The organism is Nonomuraea sp. JJY05 (genome assembly GCF_043496855.1).
GTDB lineage: Bacteria > Actinomycetota > Actinomycetes > Streptosporangiales > Streptosporangiaceae > Nonomuraea.
Window position 1 is genome coordinate 89,121 of sequence record NZ_JBIEIS010000036.1, and the last position, 24,177, is coordinate 113,297.

24 protein-coding genes are annotated in these 24,177 nt (G+C 69.9%); 7 read left to right on the forward strand and 17 right to left on the reverse strand.

What is annotated here, in order from left to right:
- Positions 1–601: 601 nt before the first annotated feature.
- From ACFKCF_RS42935 to ACFKCF_RS42950, 4 genes are all read right to left on the reverse strand, one after another.
- Positions 602–925, reverse strand: coding sequence for a hypothetical protein (locus ACFKCF_RS42935; RefSeq protein ID WP_394501114.1), 324 nt, complete (start codon positions 923–925; stop codon positions 602–604).
- Positions 922–1,455 carry a hypothetical protein gene (locus tag ACFKCF_RS42940; protein WP_394501116.1) on the reverse strand — a complete coding sequence of 178 codons (534 nt, stop codon included), beginning with the start codon at positions 1,453–1,455 and terminating at the stop codon, positions 922–924. The genes ACFKCF_RS42935 and ACFKCF_RS42940 overlap by 4 nt, the downstream gene beginning before the upstream one ends.
- A 72-nt stretch (positions 1,456–1,527) precedes the next feature.
- Positions 1,528–2,700 (reverse strand): helix-turn-helix domain-containing protein, encoded by a 1,173-nt coding sequence (locus tag ACFKCF_RS42945; protein ID WP_394501118.1) that lies wholly within the window; start codon positions 2,698–2,700, stop codon positions 1,528–1,530.
- 188 nt (positions 2,701–2,888) lie between these two features.
- Complete coding sequence (locus ACFKCF_RS42950) at positions 2,889–3,383, reverse strand: DUF3592 domain-containing protein (RefSeq protein WP_394501120.1); 495 nt, start codon at positions 3,381–3,383, stop codon at positions 2,889–2,891.
- Positions 3,384–3,537: 154 nt separating this feature from the next.
- Between ACFKCF_RS42950 and ACFKCF_RS42955 the strand changes: the two genes are divergently transcribed.
- On the forward strand, positions 3,538–4,071 hold the full coding sequence (locus tag ACFKCF_RS42955; protein ID WP_394501121.1) for a hypothetical protein: 534 nt from the start codon (positions 3,538–3,540) through the stop codon (positions 4,069–4,071).
- 32 nt (positions 4,072–4,103) lie between these two features.
- Here ACFKCF_RS42955 and ACFKCF_RS42960 read toward each other — a convergent pair whose 3' ends face one another.
- From ACFKCF_RS42960 to ACFKCF_RS42975, 4 genes are all read right to left on the reverse strand, one after another.
- A complete protein-coding gene (locus tag ACFKCF_RS42960; protein WP_394501122.1) occupies positions 4,104–4,325 on the reverse strand; it encodes a hypothetical protein in 222 nt (73 codons plus the stop codon).
- Positions 4,322–4,606 (reverse strand): hypothetical protein, encoded by a 285-nt coding sequence (locus tag ACFKCF_RS42965; protein WP_394501124.1) that lies wholly within the window; start codon positions 4,604–4,606, stop codon positions 4,322–4,324. The genes ACFKCF_RS42960 and ACFKCF_RS42965 overlap by 4 nt, the downstream gene beginning before the upstream one ends.
- Before the next feature lie 83 nt (positions 4,607–4,689).
- The gene (locus ACFKCF_RS42970; protein ID WP_394501126.1) at positions 4,690–6,216 is read right to left on the reverse strand and encodes an MDR family MFS transporter; all 1,527 of its coding nucleotides are present in this window, start codon (positions 6,214–6,216) and stop codon (positions 4,690–4,692) included.
- Between the two features lie 6 nt (positions 6,217–6,222).
- Positions 6,223–6,816 (reverse strand): NADPH-dependent FMN reductase, encoded by a 594-nt coding sequence (locus ACFKCF_RS42975; protein WP_394501127.1) that lies wholly within the window; start codon positions 6,814–6,816, stop codon positions 6,223–6,225.
- Positions 6,817–6,922: 106 nt separating this feature from the next.
- On the opposite strand from ACFKCF_RS42975, the gene ACFKCF_RS42980 reads away from it, so the two are divergent.
- Positions 6,923–7,648 carry a TetR/AcrR family transcriptional regulator C-terminal domain-containing protein gene (locus ACFKCF_RS42980; protein ID WP_394501128.1) on the forward strand — a complete coding sequence of 242 codons (726 nt, stop codon included), beginning with the start codon at positions 6,923–6,925 and terminating at the stop codon, positions 7,646–7,648.
- A 7-nt stretch (positions 7,649–7,655) separates the two neighbouring features.
- On the opposite strand, the gene purM is transcribed toward ACFKCF_RS42980, so the two are convergent.
- The 4 genes from purM to ACFKCF_RS43000 all read right to left on the reverse strand — a co-directional run bounded on the left by purM (position 7,656) and on the right by ACFKCF_RS43000 (position 11,482).
- Positions 7,656–8,681 (reverse strand): phosphoribosylformylglycinamidine cyclo-ligase, encoded by a 1,026-nt coding sequence (gene purM / locus ACFKCF_RS42985; protein WP_394501130.1) that lies wholly within the window; start codon positions 8,679–8,681, stop codon positions 7,656–7,658.
- Positions 8,682–8,748: 67 nt separating this feature from the next.
- Complete coding sequence (gene purF, locus ACFKCF_RS42990) at positions 8,749–10,185, reverse strand: amidophosphoribosyltransferase (protein WP_394501132.1); 1,437 nt, start codon at positions 10,183–10,185, stop codon at positions 8,749–8,751.
- 51 nt (positions 10,186–10,236) lie between these two features.
- Complete coding sequence (locus ACFKCF_RS42995; protein ID WP_394501134.1) at positions 10,237–10,983, reverse strand: SDR family NAD(P)-dependent oxidoreductase; 747 nt, start codon at positions 10,981–10,983, stop codon at positions 10,237–10,239.
- 91 nt (positions 10,984–11,074) lie between these two features.
- Positions 11,075–11,482 (reverse strand): MarR family winged helix-turn-helix transcriptional regulator, encoded by a 408-nt coding sequence (locus tag ACFKCF_RS43000; RefSeq protein WP_394501136.1) that lies wholly within the window; start codon positions 11,480–11,482, stop codon positions 11,075–11,077.
- A 138-nt stretch (positions 11,483–11,620) separates the two neighbouring features.
- On the opposite strand from ACFKCF_RS43000, the gene ACFKCF_RS43005 reads away from it, so the two are divergent.
- On the forward strand, positions 11,621–12,595 hold the full coding sequence (locus tag ACFKCF_RS43005; protein WP_394501137.1) for a hypothetical protein: 975 nt from the start codon (positions 11,621–11,623) through the stop codon (positions 12,593–12,595).
- Positions 12,596–12,599: 4 nt separating this feature from the next.
- Here the strand turns inward: ACFKCF_RS43005 and ACFKCF_RS43010 are convergent, their stop codons facing one another.
- Positions 12,600–13,037 (reverse strand): sterol carrier family protein, encoded by a 438-nt coding sequence (locus ACFKCF_RS43010; RefSeq protein WP_394501138.1) that lies wholly within the window; start codon positions 13,035–13,037, stop codon positions 12,600–12,602.
- 114 nt (positions 13,038–13,151) lie between these two features.
- On the opposite strand from ACFKCF_RS43010, the gene ACFKCF_RS43015 reads away from it, so the two are divergent.
- Both ACFKCF_RS43015 and ACFKCF_RS43020 read left to right on the forward strand, forming a co-directional pair.
- Positions 13,152–15,215, forward strand: a complete 2,064-nt coding sequence (locus ACFKCF_RS43015; protein ID WP_394501140.1) for a PhoX family protein — start codon at positions 13,152–13,154, stop codon at positions 15,213–15,215.
- A gap of 35 nt (positions 15,216–15,250) precedes the next feature.
- Positions 15,251–17,125 carry an ABC transporter ATP-binding protein gene (locus ACFKCF_RS43020; protein ID WP_394501141.1) on the forward strand — a complete coding sequence of 625 codons (1,875 nt, stop codon included), beginning with the start codon at positions 15,251–15,253 and terminating at the stop codon, positions 17,123–17,125.
- On the opposite strand, the gene ACFKCF_RS43025 is transcribed toward ACFKCF_RS43020, so the two are convergent.
- Complete coding sequence (locus tag ACFKCF_RS43025) at positions 17,092–18,504, reverse strand: DHA2 family efflux MFS transporter permease subunit (protein WP_394501143.1); 1,413 nt, start codon at positions 18,502–18,504, stop codon at positions 17,092–17,094. The two genes, ACFKCF_RS43020 and ACFKCF_RS43025, sit on opposite strands and share 34 nt — an antisense overlap.
- Positions 18,505–18,576: 72 nt before the next feature.
- Here ACFKCF_RS43025 and ACFKCF_RS43030 point away from each other — a divergent pair, with 72 nt between their 5' ends.
- Positions 18,577–19,215 carry a TetR/AcrR family transcriptional regulator gene (locus ACFKCF_RS43030; protein ID WP_394501170.1) on the forward strand — a complete coding sequence of 213 codons (639 nt, stop codon included), beginning with the start codon at positions 18,577–18,579 and terminating at the stop codon, positions 19,213–19,215.
- 10 nt (positions 19,216–19,225) lie between these two features.
- The gene (locus tag ACFKCF_RS43035) at positions 19,226–19,972 is read left to right on the forward strand and encodes a methylenetetrahydrofolate reductase (protein ID WP_394501145.1); all 747 of its coding nucleotides are present in this window, start codon (positions 19,226–19,228) and stop codon (positions 19,970–19,972) included.
- Here the strand turns inward: ACFKCF_RS43035 and ACFKCF_RS43040 are convergent.
- Genes ACFKCF_RS43040 through ACFKCF_RS43050 form a run of 3 tightly spaced genes read right to left on the reverse strand, consistent with a single transcriptional unit; the run spans position 19,933 to position 24,147 of the window.
- A complete protein-coding gene (locus tag ACFKCF_RS43040) occupies positions 19,933–21,402 on the reverse strand; it encodes an MFS transporter (RefSeq protein ID WP_394501146.1) in 1,470 nt (489 codons plus the stop codon). The genes ACFKCF_RS43035 and ACFKCF_RS43040 overlap by 40 nt on opposite strands.
- A 36-nt stretch (positions 21,403–21,438) precedes the next feature.
- Positions 21,439–22,101, reverse strand: coding sequence for a Crp/Fnr family transcriptional regulator (locus tag ACFKCF_RS43045; protein WP_394501147.1), 663 nt, complete (start codon positions 22,099–22,101; stop codon positions 21,439–21,441).
- Between the two features lie 33 nt (positions 22,102–22,134).
- Positions 22,135–24,147, reverse strand: a complete 2,013-nt coding sequence (locus tag ACFKCF_RS43050; RefSeq protein WP_394501148.1) for an adenylate/guanylate cyclase domain-containing protein — start codon at positions 24,145–24,147, stop codon at positions 22,135–22,137.
- Positions 24,148–24,177: the final 30 nt, after the last annotated feature.

A 24,177-nucleotide genomic window follows, 5' to 3' on the forward strand; every position in this document is an offset into this window, starting at 1 on the left:
CGATCGGAGCGGATGCATCCTCCGAGGGTCAGCACAAGGTCAGCACCGGTGCTGACAACAGCCGCGATCAACCCTGAACAACAAGAAGCCCCAGACTCCTGGCAAACGCCATGAACTGGGGCTATGTCTCTTGTTTGACGAGATCAGAGGCGCTGTGCTACTGGAAACCGCACCACACGATCAACATGTGACCTCCCAGGGGGAAAAGCAAGGTCCTCGCGTCGGGAGGCACTTCGTGCCATGCGAGTGCTCGGGCCCTGCCTCCCAAGGGGGCGAGCCCCTTTCGATCCCCCAAAGGCGCGGTCCTCGCTGACGCTCGGGCGTGCTGATGGGGGATCGGGGCTTCGCCCCGATCCCCGGGTGAGGTGGCCTGCCGGCCCCCTCACGCTCCCCCGGCTGTGGGCGGCGTTCGCCACGGGCGCGTCGTCGGCCGTGAAGCGGTAGCTCGAAGGGCGGTCGCGGGCGGCGGAGCGTCAGGATTTCACTTGCGCTGGCCCGCATGCAGGCGCGGCACCAAGGCCTCCATGAGGCAGGCGAGGTCAAGCTCCTGTCCGGTCGATGTCCCGGCTGCGTGATGGACAAGCTCATATAGCCGGGGCGTCTAACTCGCGCGTTTCCGCTGTGCTCGTGGCGTCAGGACATCGGACAAGAAGTCACTCAACATCGCCTCCGCGCGTGCATGCGCCTTGGCGCGTGCCTGCTCCATGGACTGAGCCACCTCGAATGTCTCGCTGTTCATAGCGATGCCGTCGCGCCCGAACAGGCGCGGGTAAAGCACCAGCTTGTGGTGGTAATCGACGATCGAGAACAGCAATCGGGAGCCGACCCAACCCTTCTCGCAAGTCATGGAACCCGGGGACGGCTTCCATTCGAGCTCAGGCAGGCGGTTCAACCGCCCCCGGCTGATCACAGGCTGGGCGCTCATGGCGTGGTTTCCTGCGTGGCCGGTTTCCACGCCGGCCCGTCCAGGTTGCCGGCGCACATGAAGTTCACTGAATGGCGTCCGAGATCGGCGGCCGTGAGGTACGTGCGCCCGCAGGCATCGGCACCGTAAGCGAACATCTCCGCGTTCCGCGCTACCAGGAGAGCAACACGCTCTGGGAAGCCGGCCGGTAGAGCCTGGATCCGATCGGCCCGCGGCTCATGGCCAGGGCCAACGCGCGGTAGCTCGACCATGTAGCTTCCGGAGCGTTCCCCGACCCTCACGGTGGCGATCTCCCAACCAGCATCGGCGTAGATGATGAGTTCCGGTGGATGCCACAGGTTCTCGCCGGTTGCGTAGAGCGTGATCGGGCATCGGTCGGCGCGGCGCTTGATCAGTTGGGCGTTGAGGCCTGCGACCGTCAGATGCTCCAGAACGCGGTCGAAGGCTGCGTTCTGTGCTTCTGCCGTCTCTCGTGTGACGGCTTGGCAGAGCAGAACGCCACCCGACCCCATTGTGTCTGTACCCGCCATGCCTCAACCGTAGGAAGCCCAGGTCAGGGTGTCTGTGGCACTTTCATCTGGCCCTGGCGGGAAGTGCCACGTCTACGGCTCAAGGCCGATCGCGTTGGCGAGCACCCGCATCTCTGGTGTCAGGGTCCGACGCCTGCCGATGATCGTTCTGAGCAGGTCTTTGGCGTAGCGCTGATTCGGCAACCACTCTGGGGCCTGTCGCATGAGCTGGGCCAGGATGCCTAGGGCTTTGTCGTACTCACGCAGCATGACGCGGGCGTTCGCCACGTCCAACAGATGCCGATTCCGGTTGTCGCTGGTCGGCCTCAAGCCGGGCGGTACCTCCCGCGCGAGCTGCAGGGCTCGCTCCGGCTGCGACTCGATGATGGCGTTCTCCACCCGCTTCATCTGGACCGTGGCGGGGCCGAAAGTCGTGAAGTACTCGTGATAGCTGCCGTGCTCGCGCCCCATGCGCACGGCGCCGGACAGCGCAAGGCGCATCATCTCGTCAGCCTCATCCGGCCGGTTGTCCCTGATCGCCGCCGCGCTTCCCCGCAACAGCAGCCAACCCCAGGCTGAAAGCTCCGTGTTACTCGTCCTCGACATGCGCGGCTCGATCTCGTCGGCCCAATCGACGGCGCGCACACGCGCCTCATCGAGACGACGTTCCCGCAACAGCAGCCAGCAGAGCGTGATGACGGCTGATGCCGCCTCAATTCGGTCTCCGGTCTCGATCGCGTCGGTTACTGCCCCTTCCAGGGCGATCTCTGCGACGTCGAACGCCTGGGTCTGCGTCGCCAGCGAGCCGGCCACCTGCAAAGCCCTCGCGCGGACGGCCAGCGCTTCCGGTCCGCCTTGCTCGACCAGCGTTTGCGCTTCCTTCACGAGTACGGGCAGGACAGCGATCAGTTCGGCGTATCGGCCGTCGTGGTACAGCCGCACCGCTCCGGCCACAGCCGACCGCAAGCCGTCCACAGTAGGGACATCTTCCAGGTCCGTGGCGCCAGCCTGGAGCGCTTCCCGGAGCGGCGCGAGGTTGTCCGGGTGCCTGTTCTCCGGCTGGGATGCTCTATCAGCCTCCAGAAGCGTGGTGGTGGTTACCCCGAGCGCTTCGGCCCACTTGCGTAGCGTCTCAACACGCACGCTCTTGCGCTCTCCTTGCTCCACCTTCCGGACCAGGGACAGGGCGACGCCAGACCGCACGGCCAGCTCGCGCTGGCTCAGGCCGCGCCGCTTGCGGACGGATTGAAGGCGCTCACCCAGCATGCCTCTATCCTGCGCCAGAACGGGTCTACAGGGGGGCGCGACAGAGGACGGGAGGACCCCCGAATCCTCTGGTGATCTCGACGGTGAGGCGGCGTAACCGCCACCCCCAAGACGAGCGTCTAAGCAGGATCGTCAAGAGGACAAACGCGGCCTGACGTGGCACTGGCAACCCACGGCCTGGAGGTTGGTCATCCGCCGGTTCCGATGCCGGGCGGGCAGGCGACGCTCTCGAAGGAGCCATCGGGGCGCTGGATCTCGCACCCGCTCCTACTGCCGCCGTCCCAGAAGCCGAAGAAGACCACGCCGATCACGACCGCAATGAGTCCGACGACTATGCCGCCGTAGCTGCCGCCGGCGTTCTCCGCGGGCACGGCCATGGTCGGGTCCTGCGGGTCGTAGAGCACCTCGGTCTCGTCGCCGGTGCCGAGGCCGGAGGTGGTCGCCGCCTCGGTGGTGATCTCCTGCCCCTCCAGGGTCGTGAAGGTCAGGACCGGCCACTGGTTCGCCCTCAAGCGCTCGCCCTGTCCCGTGAACCTGGTCCGGACGTCGCTGACCACGCCTTGCACCCGCTGCGCCTGCCGTACGAACCGCCTGCCGTTGATGATCCCTTTGATCGAAACGAGAACGATCACCAATCCGAACGCCACAAAGAGCAGCGGGAGGTACGGGAACAGGTCTTTCAATGCAGATCTCCTCGGGTCGGTCTGCACTTCAGAACGTCTTGGAGGGTCATGGGTTCCCGCCACCTGGAGGGTGCCGGGCACCGGTCTTCGCGTTGAATGTCTGACCAGCGCCGCCCCATTGGAAAGAGATCGTTGAATGTGATGCCATGAGGTCATGGAAGCCGTGCTCGCAGGAGTCGTCGCCATAGTGGGAACCCTCCTGGGGTCCATCGTCACGCATTGGTTACAGCGCCGTACGACCGACCAGATGGAGATACGGTCCCGAGAATCCAAGCTCCGAGAAGAGCGGATCGAGGCATATGGAGCCTTCGCCGCCGCTTCAACTACTTACCGACAGGCGCGCATCACGCGTTGGTACAGACAGCAGGACGATCGTGAAGGGCCGACCTATCGCGAAGCTCGTGCCGAGAGCGACCGCGCTCAAGGAGCGGCCCTGCATGCCCTGTTCCGCGCCCAGATCATCGCCGGCGACAACGACGTGACGGCCTGCGCTCGGAGCGTGCTCGAGACGATCGATGAGATGCGTCCCACCCTGTCGCGATCGGAGTTCGACGTAAAGGTCAAGCAGAGCGACCGCCTGCTTACCCAATTCGTGGCCCATGCGTCGCGGGACGTGGTCGGCCTGACGAAGCCTCATGGCCTGCGACCCTTGCCTGAGCCTGGCGCCCCGCCGAGCCACGAGAGCTGACCTGATTTCCTGCGATGCCATGGCGGGTGGCATCAAACGGTTTTGCCCCCGAGCAGTCCGAAAATCACGCCCAGGCCGGCCCACGCGGCTCTTTGCAGCCATTCGATCGTTGACGTCTGCGAGGGGGAGGGATTTTCGATGAAGAGGCCCGTATATATCGCGCCGCCCACGAAGAGGACCGTGAAGCCGAGCACCACGAAGAACACGAGCCGGAAATTCCGGTCCACGGTCGTCGCGCCGCCGCCCGGGCTCATTCCGGCCCTCCTGCGTATCGGTGGTGACGTGCTACCGGGCCGCTCCGGTCCTCCTCGACCTTGATGATCAGCTTGTCTATGGGGATGACCTCTTCCTCCATGGCGGGCCGCGCCCCCTGCTGGGACTCGAGCGTGGTCCCGGCTTTCGCGATCAGGGTCAGCTCCCCGAGCGGGCGCCTGAATATGGCGCGGAGAGCCGCGCGAGTGCCGGAGCTGCGGGCCATCGTCAAGGCCGTGGCCGCCAGTGCCGCCGTGGCGAATCCCCAATAGAATCCGTTCATGGCCCCCTCTGGAATCGCAATGCCCGCTATCGGCGCGATTCCCTTTTTCTGGGCGCGGATCCCGTTGCCGCGGGAATCTTGACTCAGCCTTTCCGGGGCAGGGGCGCCGGTTCGGGGTCGGGCCGGGGGGCGGTTTCGGTGCGGAGCGGGATCTCGCGGATGAGCCAGGCGATCCCGAAGGAGATCGCCGCCAGGGCGGCGGCGCCGAGGAGGAGGGCGTGCAGGCCGCTGGTGACGGCCTCGCGGACGGCGCCGGCCACGGGGACGGGCAGGTGGGGCAGGGAGCCGGGCGTCAGCTCGCCGCCCCGCTCCAACCGTTCGGCCTGGCCGGGGCCGAGGCGGGCGGTCAGGTGGGTGCGCATCCGGGCGGCGTACAGGGTGCCGAGCACGGCGATGCCCAGCGATCCGCCGACGGTGCGCAGCAAGGTGACCGTGCCGCTGGCCGCCCCCATGTCGCGCGGGTCGGCGCCGTTGATCGTGATGAGCGTCGTGCTCTGCATCACCAGACCGATCCCCGTCCCGATGACCAGGGTGAGCGCCGAGGCGGCCGGCGCGGGGGTGGAGGCGTCGAGCAGGAGCAGGACCAGCGACCCGGCGGTCATGAGCGCGCCGCCGAGGATCGGGTAGCGGCGGTAGCGGCCGTCGCGGCTGATGAGCCGGCCGGTGACCAGTTGCGCGGCGAGCATGCCGAACATCAGCGGCAGCAGCAGCATGCCGGCCGCCGCCGGCGAGGCGCCCTGGACGAACTGCATGTACTGGGGCAGGTAGTTGGTCACGCTGACCATGGCGGCGCCGACGAGGAAGCTGAGGACCTGGGCCAGGGTGAAGCCGCGGTCGGCGAACAGCCGGGGCGGGATGACCGGTTCGGCGGCCCGGCGTTCGACGGCGACGAATCCCGCCAGGGCGAGCACGGAGAGCGCCCCCAGGGCGAGGACCTGGGGTGAGGTCCAGGCGTACGCGGTGCCCGCCCAGCCGGCCAGCAGGGTCAGGGCCACGATGGCGGTGGTGAGCAGGGCCGCGCCGCCGTAGTCGATGCGGGGCTTGACGCGTTCGGCGGGCGGGAGGTGGATCCGGGTGGAGATGATCAGCAGTGCCACGGCGCCGACGGGCAGGTTGACGTAGAAGGTCCAGCGCCAGCTCAGGTAGTCGGTGAGCAGGCCGCCCAGGAGGGGCCCGCCGACGTACGCGATCGGCATGATGACGCCGATCAGCGACTGCAGCCGCCCGCTCTCGCGGGGCGGCACGAGCACGCCGATGATGGCCAGCGCCCCGACCATGAGCCCGCCCGCGCCGAGCCCCTGCACGGCACGGAAGGCGATGAGCTGCCCCATGTCCTGCGACAGGCCGGCCAGCCCCGACCCGGCCAGGAAGAGCGCGATCGCGCTGAGGAAGGTCGCCTTGCGGCCGAACAGGTCGCCGACCTTGCCCCAGATCGGGGTGGTGGCCGCGGCGGCGAGCAGGTAGGCGGTCACCACCCAGGGCAGGCGGTCCAGGCCGCCGAGGTCACCCGCGATCGTGGGCAGCGCGGTGCCCACGATCAGGCCGTCCAGCATGGCCAGGAACATGCCGAGCAGCAGGCCGAACACGCCGACGTAGAGGGATCGGGTCATGGCGCGTCACGCCGCGTACGGCCGGACGGCCTTGGCCTCGCGCAGGGCCTGCGCCCACCAGGCGAGCCGGTCCAGCATCACCTTGGCGGCGGGCTCGACGGCCGGGTCGACCGTCCTGCCCTCGCCGTCGAACTGCTCCCAGACGCGCTGGAAGCCGATGCTGTCACGAATGGTGACCGCGTGCAGCTCGGCCATGACCAGGCGCAGCTGCTCGACCGCGCGCGTCCCGGCGGAGAAGCCGCCGTAGGAGACGAAGGCGACCGGCTTGGCGTGCCACTCCGGGCCGTGCCAGTCGATGGCGTTCTTCAGCGCGGCCGGGAAGCTGCGGTTGTACTCCGGCGTGACGATCACGAAGGCGTCGGCCGCCGCCATCCGCGGTGACACCGCGGCCAGCAGGTCTCTGGCCTCCTGAGAGGCCGGGGGCTGGCCGAGGACCGGGAAGACGGTCGGCAGCGGCGTCTCGACCAGGTCGATGAGGTCGGCTTCCATGTCGCCGCGCTGGCCCAGCCGGCCGACGATCCAGTTGCTCACGACCGTGCCGAGGCGGCCGTCGCGGGTGCTGCCGAGGATGACCGCGACCTTGAGCGGGCTGTCGTTCATGAGGACTCCAGTTGTGTACATCGTATTTAGCGAGATACAACGTACACACGAGAATGTACGTTGTCTACTTCAGATACGCTGTATCGGACACCGGAAGGGGAGCCACATGGCCGTCGAGAAAGAGAAACCGCGCGAACCGCTCTGGGCGCGCCTGGAACGTCCGGCTCCCGCTCCGCGGCAGACCCTCACACCGCAGCGCATCGCCACGGCCGCGGTCGGGATCGCCGACGGCGAGGGCCTGGACGCGGTCACCATGCGCCGCCTGGCCACCGAGCTGGGCGTCGCGCCCATGGCGCCCTACCGGTACGTGTCAGGCAAGGACGAGCTGCTGGAGCTGATGGTCGACCACGTCTACGAGGAGCTGCGGCTGCCCGAGGGCCTCGGCTGGCGCGAGACGATGCGCGCATTGGGGCACGGCACCCGCGAGATGATGCTGCGGCATCCGTGGCTGGCGCAGCTGTCCCCGCAGGCCATGCTCGCGCTCACCCCGCGCCGCATGGCCGTCACCGAACGCTCCCTGTCGGCCCTGGCCGGGCCGGGCCTCGACCCCGACACGATGATGAGCGTGTTCCGTGCCGTGGACGCCTACGCGAACGGCGCCATGGCGTACGAGATCGCCGTGCAGAGCTTCATGGACCAGCAGGGCTGGGCCGACGGGGGCGAGCTGCGCAGCGAGCTCGCCCCGCAGATGACGTGGCACATCCAGACCGGACGCTACCCCACCTTCGAGGGCTACCTGATGACGGCGGCCCGCAAGGACGACGTGCTCTGGCGGTTCGAGACCGGCCTCGAGTACGTCCTCGACGGCATCGCCGCCAAGCTGGGCATCTGAGTGACGGCTACCGGTAGCGGGCGCGGCCCTCGCCCGGCACCACTTCCCCGAGCACCCAGGCGTCCAGCCCGCGTGCCCCCAGCACCCTGACGGCCTCGTCCGCCGAGTCGGCGGGCACGATGGCCGCCATCCCGACGCCGAGGTTGAACGTGCGGTCCAGGTCCTTCTGGGCGATCTGCCCGTGCCCGGCGAGCACCCCGAAGACGGCGGGCGGCGTCCAGGACGAACGGTCCAGCACGGCGTCCAGGTGATCCGGCAGCGACCGCGACACGTTGCCCTCGATGCCGCCGCCGGTGATGTGGGCGTAGGCGTGCACCTCGACGGTCCGGGCCAGCTCCAGGCAGTCGAGGGAGTAGATCCGGGTCGGCTCCAGCAGCTCCTCGCCCAGCGGGCGCCCCAGCTCGGGCAGGACGGCGTCGAGCGACAGGGAGGCCTCGCGGAGCACGTGGCGCACCAGGGAGTAGCCGTTGGAGTGGATCCCGGAGGACGCCAGCCCCAGCACCACGTCACCCGCCACGACCCGGGAGGGCCCCAGCATGGCGGAGGCCTCCACGACGCCCGTCCCGGCGCCCGCCAGGTCGTACTCGTCCGGCCCCATGGCCCCGGGATGCTCGGCCGTCTCCCCGCCCACCAGCGCGGCCCCGGCCAGGCGGCAGCCCTCGGCCACGCCGCCGACGATCTCGGCGACGCGCTCGGGCACCACCTTCCCGCAGGCGATGTAGTCGGTCATGAACAGCGGCTCGGCGCCGCACACCACCAGGTCGTCGAGGACCATGCCGACCAGGTCGATGCCGATGGTGTCGTGCTTGCCGTAGCGCTGGGCGATCATGACCTTGGTGCCCACGCCGTCGGTGGAGGTGGCGAGCAGCGGCCGCTCGTAACGCAGGAGCGCCGAGGCGTCGAACAGCCCGGCGAACCCGCTGGCGTCGTCGACCACCTCGGGCCGCCGCGAGCGCGCGACCTTGCTCTTCATCAGGTCGACGGCACGCTCGCCCGCCTCGATGTCGACCCCTGCGGCCTCGTAGGTACTCACGCAGCCTCCTTCGTCGGCAGCGTGAGCACAGTACTGCTGTGTCTATTGGTTCGCTCGCTACGCTCGCTCACGCTTTGCTCTCCAACACGAACTTGCCCACGTTGTCCTGGTCGATGGGGATCGGGTAGGAGCCGTCGAAGCAGGCCCTGCACAGGCGGTCCGCGGGAATGGTGGTGGCCTTGGTCAGGCCCTCCAGGGAGATGTAGCCGAGCGTGTCGGCGCCGAGCGAGGCGCGGATCTCCTCGACCGACAGCGAGCCCGCGATCAGCTCGGCCCTGGTGGCGAAGTCGATGCCGTAGAAGCACGGCCAGGCCACGGGCGGTGAGGAGATGCGTACGTGCACCTCTTTGGCCCCGGCCTCGCGCAGCATCCGGACGATGGCCCGCTGGGTGTTGCCGCGCACGATCGAGTCGTCCACGACCACCAGCCGCTTGCCCTCGACCACCTCGCGCAGCGGGTTGAGCTTCAGGCGGATGCCGAGCTGGCGGATGGTCTGCGAGGGCTGGATGAAGGTGCGGCCCACGTAGGAGTTCTTGACCAGGCCCTGCCCGTAAGGGATCCCGCTCTCCTGGGCGTAGCCGACGGCCGCCGGGGTGCCGGACTCGGGCGTGGGGATGACCAGGTCGGCCTCCACGGGGTGCTCGCGGGCCAGCACGCGGCCCACCTCGACCCTGGTGACCTGGACGCCGCGCCCCGCGATGGTGGTGTCGGGGCGGGCGAGGTAGACGTACTCGAAGAGGCAGCCCTTGGGCTCGGCCAGCGCGAAGCGGCGCGACCTGACGCCGCGCTCGTCGATGGTCAGCATCTCGCCCGGCTCGATCTCGCGGACGAACGTGGCGCCCACGATGTCGAGCGCGGCCGTCTCGGAGGCCACCACCCAGCCGCGCTCCAGCCGGCCCAGGACCAGCGGGCGGATGCCCTGCGGGTCGCGGGCCGCATAGAGCGTCTTCTCGTCCATGAACACCAGCGAGTAGGCGCCCTTGACCTGCGGGAGCAGCTCCGCCGCCGAGTCCTCGATGGAACGCGTGCGGTCCTGCGCGAGCAGCGTGGTCAGGACCTCGGTGTCGGTCGTCGCGCGGGTGGAGCCCGGAGCCAGGCGCTGGGCCAGCTCCGGGGTGTTGATCAGGTTGCCGTTGTGGGCGAGCGCGAGGCCGCCGACGTCGGTGGAGCTCAGCGTGGGCTGCGCGTTCTCCCACACGCTCGATCCGGTGGTGGAGTAGCGGCAGTGTCCGATGGCCAGGTGGCCGCGCAGGGTGCTGAGCACCGACTCGTCGAAGACCTGGGCCACCAGGCCCATGTCCTTGTAGACGAGAATGCGGCTGCCCTCGCTGACCGCGATGCCCGCGGACTCCTGCCCGCGGTGCTGCAACGCGTACAGCCCGTAGTAGGTGAGTTTGGAAACTTCCTCGCCCGGAGCCCAGACGCCGAAGACGCCACAGGCGTCTTTAGGAGCGCGGTCATCGGGGTCCAGGTCATGGCCGAGCCGGCCGTCGCCCTTCAGCACATGGCTCAGTTTAGGTCGGCCGCTTCTGTGCTCGCACACTCGGGGGCGATATCAGGCGACGTGGCTGGATCTACCGGCATTGGAACCGTCCCGGATGATCTCTCCGGTGAGGTTTCGGTTCGCCGCGGATCCGAGGAAAAGGATCAGCGCGGCCAGGTCGTCCGCGGTGGACAGCCTGCGGGTGGGGGTGCGGGCCGCGATGGCGTCCAGCGCCTCCTGCGACACCGGGCGCTCCCGCTCGGTCAGCGTGAGGCCGGCGACCGCCACGTTCACCAGAACGCCGTCCTTGCCGGCGTCCCAGGCCAGCGCGCGGGCCATGCCGTGCAGGGCCATCTTGGCGGTGCCGTACGCGCCCGGCCCCGGCAGCCCCTCCTCGCCCGCGCCCGACGAGACGAACACGATCCGCCCGAACTTCCTGCGCCGCATCCCGGGCAGCACGGCCTGCACCAGCAGCGCGTTGGCCACCACGTTCGCGTGCATGACCGCCGACCACTCGGCCGCGGGCACGCCTTCGAAGGGCACGCTGTTGGGCATGATCGTGCCCCAGCGGACGGCGTTGGCCACCAGGGCGTCCACCTCGCCCGCCTCGGCGGCCGCGGGAGCGATGGTCGCGTGGTCCTCCAGGTCCAGGTGTACGGCCGCGGCCTGGCCGCCCTCCTCCTCGATCCGCTTGACGACCCCGGCCGCCCGGTCCGCGCCCGTGTTGTAGGTGATCGTGACGCGCGCCCCGGCCTTGGCGTACGCGAGCGCGGTGGCGGCGCCGATGCCCGACGAACCACCCGTGATCAGTACGTGCATGGAGACATTCCCTTCGAGTTAGCCGACTAATTAGCCAGCTAACTGGAGATCTCGCCCTGCTCGCAAGGGGGTTTCGCTGGGAGTGAAACGACTAATGGGGGATGACGCGTACGAGCCGGGCCAGCAGCGCCCGCTCATCGGCGTCGAACCCGCGCAGGAGCTCCTCGTCCAGGCGGTTCCAGATGTCCTCCACCGGCTTCTGCAGCGCCTTGCCCGCGTCCGTGAGGTAGACCCGGGTCACCCGCGCCCGGCCGGGGTCGGGCGCGCGGTGGACGAGCCCGGCGCGCTCCAGGCGCTGGAGGGTCTTGGTGACAGTGGGCGGCTCGACGCCGAGCCTGGTGATGAGCTCGCCCTGGCAGAGGCCGTCCTGCCGCCACAGCTGGTTGAGCAGCAACTCCTGCCCGGCGTGCAGCCCGAGCGGGCCCAGCTCGGCGGCCAACCGGTTGCGGTGCGCCTTCATGACCTTGATCAGCGCGTACGTCAGGGTCTCCTCCAGCATGCCCCCATCTTGCCCGCCGCCTGCGGTTTTGGCGCATGGTGACCCAAGTATCGGAAGCCTTTTACCGTGTCGCGCGGTTTAGCCGACCCTCTCCGCGCAAGGGTGAAGTATCCGGCAGTTGAGCCGTCGGGGAGAGGCATGACCACACCTGGGGACCCGAACGAGCCCCGCCCGGGCCAGGGCCCGCGCGAAGGCAGTAGGGAAGAGGAAGAGCCCGGCCGGCACGCGCCCGAATGGTGGCGCGACGGCGAGCCGGAGGAGGAGCGGCGGGAGCCCGCACAGGAGGGCGAGGAGCCGATCGCTCCCGTGCCGCCTGTGGTGCCCCCGCCCGACGTGCCGCCCACGCACGAGCCCAGGCCGGGCGGTGAGCCGACCCATCCCGACCTGCCCACCTCACCCGAGACCCCGCCGCCCACGGGAGGCGACGCCGAGGAGACGCAGACCCTGCCGCCCACTGGGGGCGACGCCGGGGAGACCAGGGCCATGCCGCCGACGGAGGGCGACGCCGAGGCGACCCAGGCGTATCCGATCCCCGGCGCCACCCCGACGTATCCAGGCTGGGGAGGCGCCCAGGGGGAGCCGCCGGCCAGGCCGGCGCCGTCCCGCTACGAGCAGGACGACCAGCGGCCCTACCCGCCGCCGGACCAAGGAGCGCCGGTCGGCGGCGCTCCCTACCAGGGCGGGTACGCCGCCCCACCGCCGGGCCACGAGCCGGCCGTCCCCGGCACGACGCCCTCCAGCCCGTACGGCGGCCCGCCCGGCTACGGCCCGCCGCCCTACGGCGTCCCCTACCAGCAGGCCCAGCCCGGCAGCGGCCTGGCCACGGCGTCGCTGGTGCTGGGCGTGGCCAGCCCCTTTCTGGTCTTCGTCTGCTTCACGGGCCTGATCACCGCCATCCTGTCGATCGTCTTCGGCTGCGTGGCGCTCGCCAAGCGCGTCGGCAAGGGCCGCGCCGTCGCCGGCATCGTGATCAGCGTGCTCTCGCTGGTCCTGTTCGCGATCGTGGCGCTCTGGTTCTGGAACGTGGTGCAGGAGTGCGCCAACCTGCCCAGCCCGCTCGTGGACAAGTGTGTCCAGGACAAGTTTCCCTGGATGAGCGGCACGCGCGGCTAGCGGGCTAGAGCGGCAGATGATCTGACAGGTCCGCCCGCGACCCGCTGGCGGACACCAGGTTCTTCGCCATCGCCTCCGCCCAGGTGAGGCGGCCCAGGGCCAGCTCCATCCAGGTGCGCCCGTCCATCTCGACCACGTTGGGCGGCGTGCCCCGGGTGTGGCGGGGGCCCTCGACGGCCTGGACGGCGGCGTACGGCGGCACGCGTACCTCCACGGTCCTGCCGGGCGCGGCGGTCGCCAGCCGGTCGAGCAGGTAGCGCACCGCCTGCCTGGCCGCGGCGCGCTCGGGCTCGAGCCCCCGGTCGTAGGCGGCCAGCACGGCGGCCACGAGCGCGTCGGGCAGCGACGACGCGGGACCGTCGTAGGGAGGCTCGTCGAGGGCGACGAGCTGGCCGTCGAGCGCCGATCTCAGCTTTTCCTGATCCAGTTTGCGTGGTGGCACCCCACCATTGTCTCCCTGGCAGCGTTCATCGAGACGGAGGTCATCGTTCACCTCCGGTTTTGACAACGGCCGTAACGTCCCCGCCGTACAACCGCGCACATATATGGAGGATCTGTGGCGAACCGGAACGCGGGCGGGCGGCTGCTGCCGCTGCTTTCCACCCCGCACAACGGCGGTCGCTCCGCGATGACGTGTCAGTTCCGCTGCGGGAACGCGTGCGCGCATGACGTGGCGAACACCAGTGGCAACGCCTATTTCGGTGATGTGGTGAAGGAGGCGCTGTCGCGCCGCGGCGTGCTGCGCGCCGGCGCGCTGGGCGCCCTCGTGGCGGGCGCGGGGATCGCGGGGGCCGCGCCGGCCATGGCCGACGACCCCGAGGCGCAGGCCGCTGAGCTCGCCCGAGGTGGGAATTCCGGCGACCTCCGGTTCACCCCGGTCGCGCCGAACAAGGACGACAAGTTGACCATCCCCGATGGCTACCGCTCGTCCGTGGTCGTGCGCTGGGGCGACCCCGTGCTGCCCGACGCCCCGGCCTTCGACTTCGCCAACCAGAGCGCCGACGCGCAGGCCAAGCAGTTCGGCTACAACTGCGACTACGTCACGCTCCTCCCCATGGGCCGCGACCGCGCCCTGCTGTGGGTGAACCACGAGTACACCAACGAGGCCCTGATGTTCCGCGGTTACACCGGCGGCGCCGCCGCGACCGAGGAGCAGATCAAGATCGCGCTGGCCGCGCACGGCGGCTCGGTCGTGGAGATCGAGCGGGCCGGCGCGGGCGAGTGGAAGCTGGTCACCAGGGGCCGCCGCCGCTACAACCGCCGCATCACCGCCCAGACCAGGATGACGTTCTCCGGCCCCGCGGCCGGGAGCGACCTGCTCAAGACGGCCGCCGACCCCGAGGGGCGCAACCCCGTCGGCATGCTGAACAACTGCTCGGGCGGCACCACCCCCTGGGGCACCGTGCTGACCGCCGAGGAGAACTTCGACCAGTACTTCGTCAACGGCGACAAGGTGCCCGAGGCGCAGAAGCCGTACATCACCCGCTACACCATCACCACCGGCACCCCGTCGGGCAGCCGCCGCTTCGACCGGGTGGAGGAGCGCTTCGACCTGGCCAAGCACCCGCTGGAGGCGAACAGGTTCGGCTGGATCGTGGAGATCGACCCGTTCGACCCCGACTCCACGCCGATCAAGCGGACCGCGCTCGGGCGCTTCAAGCACGAGGCCGCCAACACCACGCTGGCCCGCGACGGCCGCCTGGTCGTGTACATGGGCGACGACTCGCGCTCGGAGTACATCTACAAGTTCGTCTCCAAGAACCGCTACATCCCCGGCTTCGACCGCCACAACCGGACGCTGCTGGACGAGGGCACCCTGTACGTGGCCAAGTTCACCGGCGACAGCCCCGCCTCCGAGATCGACGGCAGCGGCAAGCTGCCCTCCGACGGCGAGTTCGACGGCTCGGGCGAGTGGATCCCGCTCGTCTCGGGCGGCAAGTCGTACGTGGACGGCATGACCGCCGTCGAGGTCCTGGTCTACACCCGCCTGGCCGCCGACAAGGTGGGCGCGACCAAGATGGACCGCCCGGAGGACATGGAGCGCAACCCCGTCACCGGCGCCGTGTACGTGGCGCTCACCAACAACACCAACCGCACCGCGGCCCAGGTGGACGAGGCCAACCCGCGCCCCTCGAACAAGCACGGCCACGTCCTGGAGATCGTCGAGCGGCGCAACGACGCGGGCGAGAAGACGTTCGCGTGGTCGCTCCCGCTGGTCTGCGGCGACCCGAACGACCCCGGCACCTACTTCGCCGGCTACGACAAGACCAAGGTCTCGCCGATCTCGTGCCCGGACAACCTGGCGTTCGACCGTGACGGCAACCTGTGGATCTCCACGGACGGCAACCAGCTCGGCAGCAACGACGGCATGTTCGTGATGCCCGTGCGCGGCAAGGAGCGCGGCCACCTGCGCCAGTTCCTCACCGTCCCGTTCGGCGCGGAGACCTGCGGCCCGCTGGTGACCGCTGACCAGCGCAGCGTCTTCGTGGCGGTGCAGCACCCCGGCGAGACCGACGGCGCGAACCCCGACAACCCCAGCAGCCACTGGCCCGACGGCGATCAGCCGCGCCCGTCGGTCGCGGTGGTCTGGCACGGCCAGGGCAAGAAGATCGGCGCTTGACCTCAAGTTAACTTGAGGCAATACCGTTCCATGCCATGAGCATGGAGATGACCGCCTGGCACCAGCTGTATTCGATGAACAACCAGAAGGAGCGTCGCCCTGTCTCCAGGGCGACGCTCCGGCGCATCGGCGGGTTCGCACGCCCGCACCGCCGGAAATTAGCGCTGTTCCTGGTGCTCAGCGTGGTGATGGCAGGTCTGGCGGTGGGGTCCCCGCTGCTCGCGGGGCGGGTGGTGGACGCGATCTTCAAGGGCGAGCCGCTCGACGTGGTCGTCATGGTGTCGCTCGCGATCGCGGGCCTGGCCCTCGCGGAGGCGGGGCTCGGGCTGCTCAACCGGTGGTTGTCGGCGAGCCTGGGCGAGGACCTGATCCTGGACCTGCGTACGGCCGTCTTCGACCACGTGCAGAAGATGCCCGTCGCGTTCTTCATGAGGACGCGCACCGGCGCGCTGGTCAGCCGCCTGAACAACGACGTGATCGGGGCGCAGCGGGCGTTCACCGACACCCTGTCCGGCGTGGCGGGCAACATCGTGACGCTCGTGCTGACGCTCATCGCCATGATCGGCATCTCCTGGCAGATCACGCTGCTCGCGCTCCTGCTGCTCCCGATCTTCGTGCTGCCCGCCCGGCGGATGGGCACCAGGATCGCCAGGCTGCGGCGCGAGGCGGCCGACCACAACGCGGCCATGGGCACGCAGATGACCGAGCGCTTCTCGGCGCCCGGGGCGACGCTGGTCAAGCTGTTCGGCCGGCCCGCGCGCGAGTCGGCCGAGTTCGCCGCCCGGGCCAGGCGTGTGCGCGACATCGGCGTGCGCTCGGCCATGACCCAGTCGGCCTTCGTCACCGCGCTGACGCTGGTCTCGGCGCTGGCCCTGGCGCTCGTGTACGGCCTCGGCGGCTTCTACGCCCTGCGCGACCAACTCGCGCCCGGCGCGCTCGTGTCGATGGCCATGCTGCTCACCCGCCTGTACGCGCCCCTGACCGCGCTCGCCAGCGCCCGCGTGGACGTCATGAGCGCGGTCGTCAGCTTCGAGCGCGTCTTCGAGGTGCTCGACCTGGAGCCGCTCATCAAGGAGAAGCCCGGCGCCCGAGAGGTCCCGGAGGGCCCGGTCTCCGTCGAGTTCGACGACGTCCGCTTCGCCTACCCCTCGGCCGACAAGGTCTCGCTCGCCTCGCTGGAGGAGGTCGCCACGCTCGACTCGCGCGGCGGCGTCGAGGTGCTGCACGGCGTCTCGTTCCGGGCCGAGCCGGGCCAGATGGTGGCGCTGGTCGGCTCGTCCGGCGCGGGCAAGTCCACGATCGCCCAGCTCCTGCCCAGGCTGTACGACGTGGACTCCGGCGCGGTACGGCTCGGCGGCGTGGACGTACGCGACCTGACCGCCGACTCCCTCCGTGACACGCTCGGCATGGTCACCCAGGACGGCCACCTCTTCCACGACACGATCAGGGCGAACCTGCTGCTGGCCAGGCCCGAGGCCACTGAGGACGACATCTGGGACGCCCTCACCAGGGCCAGGCTGGCCACCCTGATCGAGTCGTTGCCCGACGGGCTCGACACGGTCGTGGGCGAGCGCGGCTACCGCCTGTCGGGCGGCGAGCGCCAGCGGCTGACGATCGCTCGGCTGCTGCTGGCCAGGCCCAGGGTGGTGATCCTGGACGAGGCCACGGCGGCGCTCGACTCCACCTCCGAGGCGGCCGTGCAGGCGGCGCTCGGGGAGGCGCTCGACGGCAGGACCGCCGTGGTGATCGCCCACCGGCTCTCCACCATCCGCGCCGCCGACCTCATCCTGGTGATCGAGGACGGGCACGTGGTCGAGCGCGGCACGCACGCCGACCTGCTCGCCGCCGGCGGCCGCTACGAGGAGCTTTATCGCACTCAGTTCGACGAACCTACGGTGGCCATGGCCTGAGGTTCGTCGCGCTGGATCTCACGTCGGGCTCGCAACGAGTAGAGGGCGACCGGGATCGCAGCCAGCACCACGACAGCGGCGATCACCAGCGTGAACTGGTAAGCGTCCAGGAAGGCGAGCAGCGGCGCCCGGTCGCTGCCGCTCTGCCTGGCGCTCAGGATCGCCCCCAGCACGGTGATGCCGAGCAGCCCGAACACCTCGCGTGACACGTTCAGGACGCCCGAGGCCACGCCCGACCTGCCCTGGGGCATGCCCCCGAGGATCGCGGCCGTCAGGGGCACCAGCATGCCGCCGCCGAGCCCGTACAGCAGGAACCAGGGGGCCACGTCGGCGTAGTCGGCGTCGGCGCCCACGCCGGAGAGCAGGTAGATCGCCGTGCCCATGAGCGCCATGCCCAGCGCCACCGTGGGGCCGATGCCGATGCGCGCGCTGATCCGCTGCGACAGGATCGCGATCACGGCCATGACCAGGGCCATCGGCACGAACGCCGCGCCCGCCTGGGTGGGGGAGAAGCCGAGCACGTTCTGCAGCCACAGGGCGCTGAAGAAGTAGATCCCGAACACGCCGAACGACCAGATGCCGCTGGTGAGCAGCCCGCCGCTGAACACCCTGGACCTGAAGAGCGAGATCGCGATCATCGGCTCGGCGGCCCGCGCCTCGACCAGCACGAACGCCACGGCCGCCGCCGCGAACACGCCGAACGCGGCCAGGATCTCCGGCGAGGTCCATCCGGCGCTCTCACCCTCGATGAGCGCATATGTCAGGGCGAACAGGGCGAGGGCGGACGTGGCCAGCCCGGGCACGTCGATCCGGTGCCGCACGCGGGTGAAGGCGGGCCTGACCGCCCACATCCCCAGGCCGAACGTCACCACGCCGATCGGCACGTTGATCAGGTAGATCCAGCCCCAGTGCAGGTTCTGGCTGATGAAGCCGCCCGTGATCGGCCCGAGCGCCATGGAGAGCGCCCCCGCGGCGCTCCAGATGCCCACGGCCCGGCCGCGCTCGCCGGGGTCGGGGAAGATCTGGCTGATCAGCGTCAGCGCGGTGGGCGTGAGCAGCGCCGCCCCCACGCCCTGCACGGCCCGCGCGGCGATCAGCGCCGCGCCGGACGTGGCCAGCCCGGCCGCCATCGAGGCCAGCGTGAAGACGGCCAGCCCGCCGAGGAACACCCGGCGGGCCCCGAACACGTCCGCCAGCCGGCCGCCGACCAGCATCAGGCCGGCGAAGACCAGGATGTACGAGCTCACGATCCATTCGAGGCCCGAGATCGTCAGCCCCAGCTCCCGCTGGATCGTCGGCAACGCAACGTTGCCGACGTTGTTGTCCAAGTAAGTCATGAAGGTGCCCAAGGTCACCGCGACCAGCGCCCACCACCGCACGTCATTTCCTCCTATACGCCGTACTTGTACGTCGTATAGTTGAACTTGTACGGCGTATAGTTGTCAACCGTGATGGGAAAACTGACCGCGCAGGCGATCGCGGAGCGAGCTCTGGAGATCGGTGACGCCGAAGGGCTCGACACCGTGACGATCCGGCGCCTGGCCACGGACCTGGGCGTGACCCCGATGGCCCTCTACTGGCACTACAAGAACAAAGAGCAGCTGCTCGTCGGCATGGCTGACCACCTGATCGGCGGCTTCGCGCCCAAGCAGGCCGACGAGCGCCCCTGGCGGGAGCAGTTCCGCGACCTGATCGAGGGCCTGATCAGGACGCTGCGCACGCATCCCTGCGCCAAGAGCGTGCTCGAGCAGATCGACCCCATCGAGGTGCCGAACTTCCTGGCCGTCTGGGACCAGTCGCTCGGCCTGGCCCGCAGCGCCGGGTTCGGCATCGACGAGAGCTGCCTGATCAGCAAATATCTGCTGCAGAGCGCCATCGCCATCGCCGACGCCCCCGTGCACGTCAAGACGATCGACCCGGAGGCGGTCAGGGCCAAGCTGGCGGGCCTGCGGTCGCTGCCGGAGGAGACGTACCCGCACCTGGTCGAGATGGCCTCACCGCTGGTCAGGGGGACGGAGAAGGGGTTGTACGACACGTTCGGCGTCGATCTGGTGCTCAGCGGCATAGAGGCGCTCGCACCCAAAGGTTAGAGTCTCGATCATGTCCTTCGAGCTGATCTGCGAGATCGAACCTCCCACCAAGCCCGATCTGAAGCACGTCAGACACCAGATCGGCACCATGAGCAAGATCGCCCATTCGTTCCTCATCCCTGACAACCACATCGGGCGCGCGACGGTGTCGAGCGTGGCGGTGGCGCACGAGGTTCAGGCCATGGGCGGGCGCGGCATCGCCTGCCTCAACTCGCGCGACCGCAACCTGCTGGGCTTCCGCCGCGACCTGCTCACGGCGGCGGCGTACGGGGTGGACCAGTTCCTGTTCGTCTACGGCGACAAGCCCACGAGCGGCAACCGGACCAGCGACCTGACCGTGCGCTCGATGATCGAGGAGGCCCGGGAGTTCTCGCCCGGCATGCGGCTGGGCGCGGCGGCCTCGATGCGCTCGCTGCCCGCGTGGAAGCGCGCGGCCGACTTCCTGTTCCTGCAGGTCGGCTTCTCCCTGGAAGCGCAGCTGCGCTGGCGCGAGGCCCACCCGGTGGACGTGCCGGTCTACGCGGGCGTCATGGTCCTGGCCAGCGAGAAGCACGCCCGCGCCCTGGCCGCCAGCATCCCCGCCATCGACCTGCCGGAAGAGCTGATCGCGAAGGTGGCAGCGGACCGCATGGCGGGCGTCGAGGCGGCCTGCGAGCAGGTGCTCGCCCTGCGCGAGTCGGGCGCCTTCGACGGCGTCCACCTCATCCCGGTCTCCCGCTACCGCGACGTGGAGTCCAGGCTCGCCGCCGCCCTCTGAGGGCGCGCCAGGGCCGCGAGCAGCGCGCCCGCGAGGGCCACGGCGAACAGCACGGCGTACGCGCGCTGGAAGCCGTCCATCAGCTGTCCCACGGCCACCGGTGAAAGCCTGGACAGCGTGCCCGCGTACACCTGGGCCCGCAGCCCGGGCCCCACGGAGGCGGTCAGGACGCTGAGCGACAGGCCGACGCTGATCACGATGCCGACGTTCATGATCATGACCCGGAACCCGTTGACCACGCCCAGGCTCCCGGTCGGCAGGGCTCGCATGACCTGGGTGGTGTTGCCGGTCAGGAACGTTCCGCTGCCGCAGCCGGCAACGAACAGGCCGATCCCGATCACCCAGTACGGCGTGGCGGGATCGGCGGTCAGCATCAGCGTCCCGAGCCCCAGGGCGCTGAGCACCGCCCCGCCGATGGACAGCGCGTACGGCGACACCCGCCGCCCCAGCAGGCCCACGATCGGCGAGGCCAGCCCGATCCCGACGGGCACCGGCAGCACGCTCAGCCCCGCCGTGAACGCGTCCACCCCCCTGGCCGCCTGGAAGTACAGCGCCACCACCAGGATCAGCGCAGATCGGGCCAGGGCGTTGCAGAACGAGGCCAGATTCGCGTAGGTCAGCAGCCGCCCGCCGAAGAGCCGCAGGTCCAGCACCGGATTCGAGGAGCGCCGCTCGGCCAGCACGATCAGCGGCAGCAGCACCAGGAAGACCGCCGCCCCCGTCAGCACCACGGGACTGGTCAGCCCGGCCGAGCCCGCCTCCGACAGTGCCAGCAGCACCGCCGTCAGCGCCGCGAACAGCAGCACGTTGCCCAGCGCGTCCACGGGCTCCTTCGGCCGCCTGGGCATCCTGCGCAGGAGCACCGCCCCCACGCTCAGCGCGGCCAGCCCGGCGGGCACGTTCACCCAGAAGATCCACTGCCAGCCCGCGGTCTCCGCGATCAGCCCGCCCAGGGTGGGCCCGGCCAGCTGCGCCACCGACAGCGTGCCGATGTAGACGCCCATGCCCTGGCTCAGCCGGTCGGGCGGGAACGCGTCCGTGATGATCACCGTGCCGTTCGCCAGGATCATCGCCGCCCCGACCGCCTGCAGCACCCGCATCGCGATGAGAAACCACACGCTCGGCGACAGCCCGGCCAGCAGCGAGGCCACGGTGAAGATGGCGAACCCCGTCAGGTAGACCTCCCGCCTGCCCAGCAGGTCGGCCACCCGGCCGAAGAACACCAGGCTCGCGGTGTTGACCAGCAGGAACGCCAGGAGGATCCACCCCGACTCCAGGGCGTTGGCGTGGAAGTGCCGCACGACCGTCGGGAGCGCGACGTTGAGCGTGCTGCCGGCGATGCCGATGAGCACCAGCCCCAGGCTGGTGACCGCGCAGACCCGCCAGGCGTAGCGTAAGCGGCTGGCGTCCTGAGGAATGACCGCGACCATGCCCTCCACTATGACGTACGGCGTACGTATGGGCTTCTAGCGGGCCCTCCTGCGCAGGCCGTCGATGTCGTGGATGACCACGCGCCGCCGCCCGGTCTCGATGAGCCCCCGGTCGCGCAGCGTGCGCAGCGCCTTGCTGACCGCCTCGCGGGAGGCGCCCGTCCAGCCGGCCAGCTCGTCCTGCGACAGGGGCAGCGCCACGCGTACCCCGCTGTTGGTCTTCTCGCCGTACCGGTCGGCCAGCTCCAGCAGGCGCGTCGCGACCCGGCCCGTGGTGTCGAACGCGCCGTACTCGATGCGCTTCCTGTCCGCGTCCCGCAGCCTGCCGGTGACGAGCTGCATGAGCAGCACGGCGATGCGCCCGTGGGACTCCAGGAACGACGAGAAGTCCCGCACCACGATGCCCGAGATCGGCTCCAGTGCGGTCACCGTGGCCGAGCGGGGCGACCCGTCGATGGCCGACATCTCCCCGAGCAGCGCACCGGGGCCGCGCACGGCCAGCACCACCTCGGTGCCGGCGCTCGTGTGAGACGAGCACTTGACCCGGCCATCCGTCAGCACGAGGACCCAGTCGGACGTGTCGCCCTCGTTGATCACGGTGGTGCCGCGATCCCAACGCCGCGGACGGCCGGCCGCGCGCAGGGCCGCGACCTCCTCATCGGTGAGCATGGACAGAAACTCGCCGGACTCTGGCTCCATGCGCCCGATTATGTCGGTACGGGAGTCACCCTTCTATTGCAAATCAGTCAGAACGTACGCATTGACGAGCTCTTCCTTGCCCTTGAGGTTGAGCGGCCCCAGAGGGTTCACCGACGCGCCAGGCCCCAGTTGCCTGAGCGTCGTCTCCCCGATGACGACGGTGCCCGGCTCGGCGATGCCTTCGAGCCTGGCGGCCACGTTCACGCAGTCGCCCATCGCGTTGAAGCCGCGCAGCTCCGGGCTGCCGATGTTGCCGACCAGCGCGGGACCGGTGTTGACGCCCACCCTGAACGTCGGCCACGGGACGTCGTCCACCCGCTTCCACGCCATCTCCTCGGCCACCTCGGCGGCGGCCCGCTGCATCTCCAGCGCGGCCTTGCAGGCGGCCCGCGCATGACCGGCCTGGGTGGCGGGGGCGTTGAACAGGGCCAGCAGCGCGTCGCCGACGAACTGCACGATCGTGCCGCCGTTGCTGAGGATGCAGGGGACGGCGGCCGTGTGGTAGCGGTTGAGCATCTCGACGATCTCGCCCGGCGTGACCTTCTCGGAGAACGTCGTGAAGCCCTTGAGGTCGGCGAAGAGCGCGGTCAGCTCCTTCAGCTCGCCGCCCAGCGCGGCCTGCGCCGGGTCGGCCAGCAGGGCGTTGGCCACGTCGGGCGACATGTACTGCCGGAAGAGCGTGTCGAGCTCCTGGTAGAGGCGGGCGTTCTCCAGGGAGATCGACAGCTGCCCGGCCAGCGTGGCGGCCAGCGCCTCGTCCTGCTGGGTGCGCCCGATGGGCACCTCCAGCACGCCCGCCAGATGGCCCTTGACCGTCAGGGGGAAGGCCAGCAGGTTGTCGCGCCTGACGGGCTGGTTGCCGGCAAACTCGTACTCGCGCGAGCCGATCTCCGTCCTGCCCTCCGCGACCAGGCCGATCTTCACGTCGCCGTACGCCTGCCGCACCCGGTCGAGGGCCGTGGCCAGGAGCTGGTCCTCCGGCAGCCCCACCCGGGTCTGGGCGCTGACGGACACCAGGGCGGCCAGCCGCCCGGACAGCTCGCGCTCGTTGGCCAGCGCCTCGCCCGCCCGGTCGAGCACCGCGACCTGGCTCTCGTTCAGCCGGAACTTGCCCGACAGCCGGGCCGCGGCCAGCGGCTCGCCCCGCCGTACGTGCTCGACCAGCTCCTCAAGGGCCTTGTCGTAGTCCTGCTGGATGCGCCGCACGGTCGCCGCCAGCGTCACCGAGTCGAACAGGCCCGCGCTCGACCCCTCCCGCCTGAACTGCAGGTAGGCGCTGTAGGCCACGAACACGAAGGCCAGCGTGAGCAGCAGGTGCCACTCCCACCAGGACAGATGCCAGTTGAGCTGCGACATCCCGGCGATCATGGCCTCGGCCAGCAGCGCGTACGCCGTGATGAGGCTGACGAGCATGGCCGACGGCCGCTTGCGGTGCAGCAGGAACATCATCACGCTCGCCGCGCCGTACAGCAGGACGCCGGGGACGGACGCCCAGGCCAGCCAGTCGACCGGCGACGCCAGCGGCGGCTCACTGAGCTGCGTCAGCCCCGGGATCAGGGACGTGACGCCCCAGACGACCATGAAGCCGAACAGCACCGCGCGGATGAAGTGCTGGGCGTCCAGCACCTTCTTGGCGGCCGCGTCGCCCAGCGGCAGCGCCGAGGCGAACGCGAACGCCGCCGCGACGGAGAGCCCCACCTGCTGCCCCACGTCGAAGCCCAGGGAACCGATCGGCAGGATGATCTGCGGCGTGGCCAGGCCGTGCATGAAGAAGAAGCCGGCGCTGCTCAGGAAGACCATGGACACGAGGAACAGCCGGGCGTCCTGGCGGCGCCGCGACGCCTCGCTGATCATCACTCCGAGGACCACGTTGATCCCGGCCACCGTGATGATCATCCAGAAGTGGCTGAGGTTGTGGTGCCACATGATGTTGATCGTCGGCTGGGCGAGCAGCAGCCAGAGCCCCAGCAGTGGCAGGACCAGGTGGATGCCCCAGACCACACCGCGCACGGGCTGGGTGGCCTTGGGCAGGTAGGGGGTTGACACAGACCCGATTATCCACCGGAGATCGACGCC

Coding starts and splice junctions, on each gene's coding strand:
- ACFKCF_RS42935 (WP_394501114.1), bottom strand. CDS start 925: ATGAGCGCCCAGCCTGTGATCAGCCGGGGGCGGTTGAACCGCCTGCCT.
- ACFKCF_RS42940 (WP_394501116.1), bottom strand. CDS start 1,455: ATGGCGGGTACAGACACAATGGGGTCGGGTGGCGTTCTGCTCTGCCAA.
- ACFKCF_RS42945 (WP_394501118.1), bottom strand. CDS start 2,700: ATGCTGGGTGAGCGCCTTCAATCCGTCCGCAAGCGGCGCGGCCTGAGC.
- ACFKCF_RS42955 (WP_394501121.1), top strand. CDS start 3,538: ATGGAAGCCGTGCTCGCAGGAGTCGTCGCCATAGTGGGAACCCTCCTG.
- ACFKCF_RS42960 (WP_394501122.1), bottom strand. CDS start 4,325: ATGAGCCCGGGCGGCGGCGCGACGACCGTGGACCGGAATTTCCGGCTC.
- ACFKCF_RS42965 (WP_394501124.1), bottom strand. CDS start 4,606: ATGAACGGATTCTATTGGGGATTCGCCACGGCGGCACTGGCGGCCACG.
- ACFKCF_RS42970 (WP_394501126.1), bottom strand. CDS start 6,216: ATGACCCGATCCCTCTACGTCGGCGTGTTCGGCCTGCTGCTCGGCATG.
- ACFKCF_RS42975 (WP_394501127.1), bottom strand. CDS start 6,816: ATGAACGACAGCCCGCTCAAGGTCGCGGTCATCCTCGGCAGCACCCGC.
- ACFKCF_RS42980 (WP_394501128.1), top strand. CDS start 6,923: ATGGCCGTCGAGAAAGAGAAACCGCGCGAACCGCTCTGGGCGCGCCTG.
- ACFKCF_RS42995 (WP_394501134.1), bottom strand. CDS start 10,983: ATGCACGTACTGATCACGGGTGGTTCGTCGGGCATCGGCGCCGCCACC.
- ACFKCF_RS43000 (WP_394501136.1), bottom strand. CDS start 11,482: ATGCTGGAGGAGACCCTGACGTACGCGCTGATCAAGGTCATGAAGGCG.
- ACFKCF_RS43005 (WP_394501137.1), top strand. CDS start 11,621: ATGACCACACCTGGGGACCCGAACGAGCCCCGCCCGGGCCAGGGCCCG.
- ACFKCF_RS43020 (WP_394501141.1), top strand. CDS start 15,251: ATGAGCATGGAGATGACCGCCTGGCACCAGCTGTATTCGATGAACAAC.
- ACFKCF_RS43030 (WP_394501170.1), top strand. CDS start 18,577: ATGGGAAAACTGACCGCGCAGGCGATCGCGGAGCGAGCTCTGGAGATC.
- ACFKCF_RS43035 (WP_394501145.1), top strand. CDS start 19,226: ATGTCCTTCGAGCTGATCTGCGAGATCGAACCTCCCACCAAGCCCGAT.
- ACFKCF_RS43040 (WP_394501146.1), bottom strand. CDS start 21,402: ATGGTCGCGGTCATTCCTCAGGACGCCAGCCGCTTACGCTACGCCTGG.
- ACFKCF_RS43045 (WP_394501147.1), bottom strand. CDS start 22,101: ATGGAGCCAGAGTCCGGCGAGTTTCTGTCCATGCTCACCGATGAGGAG.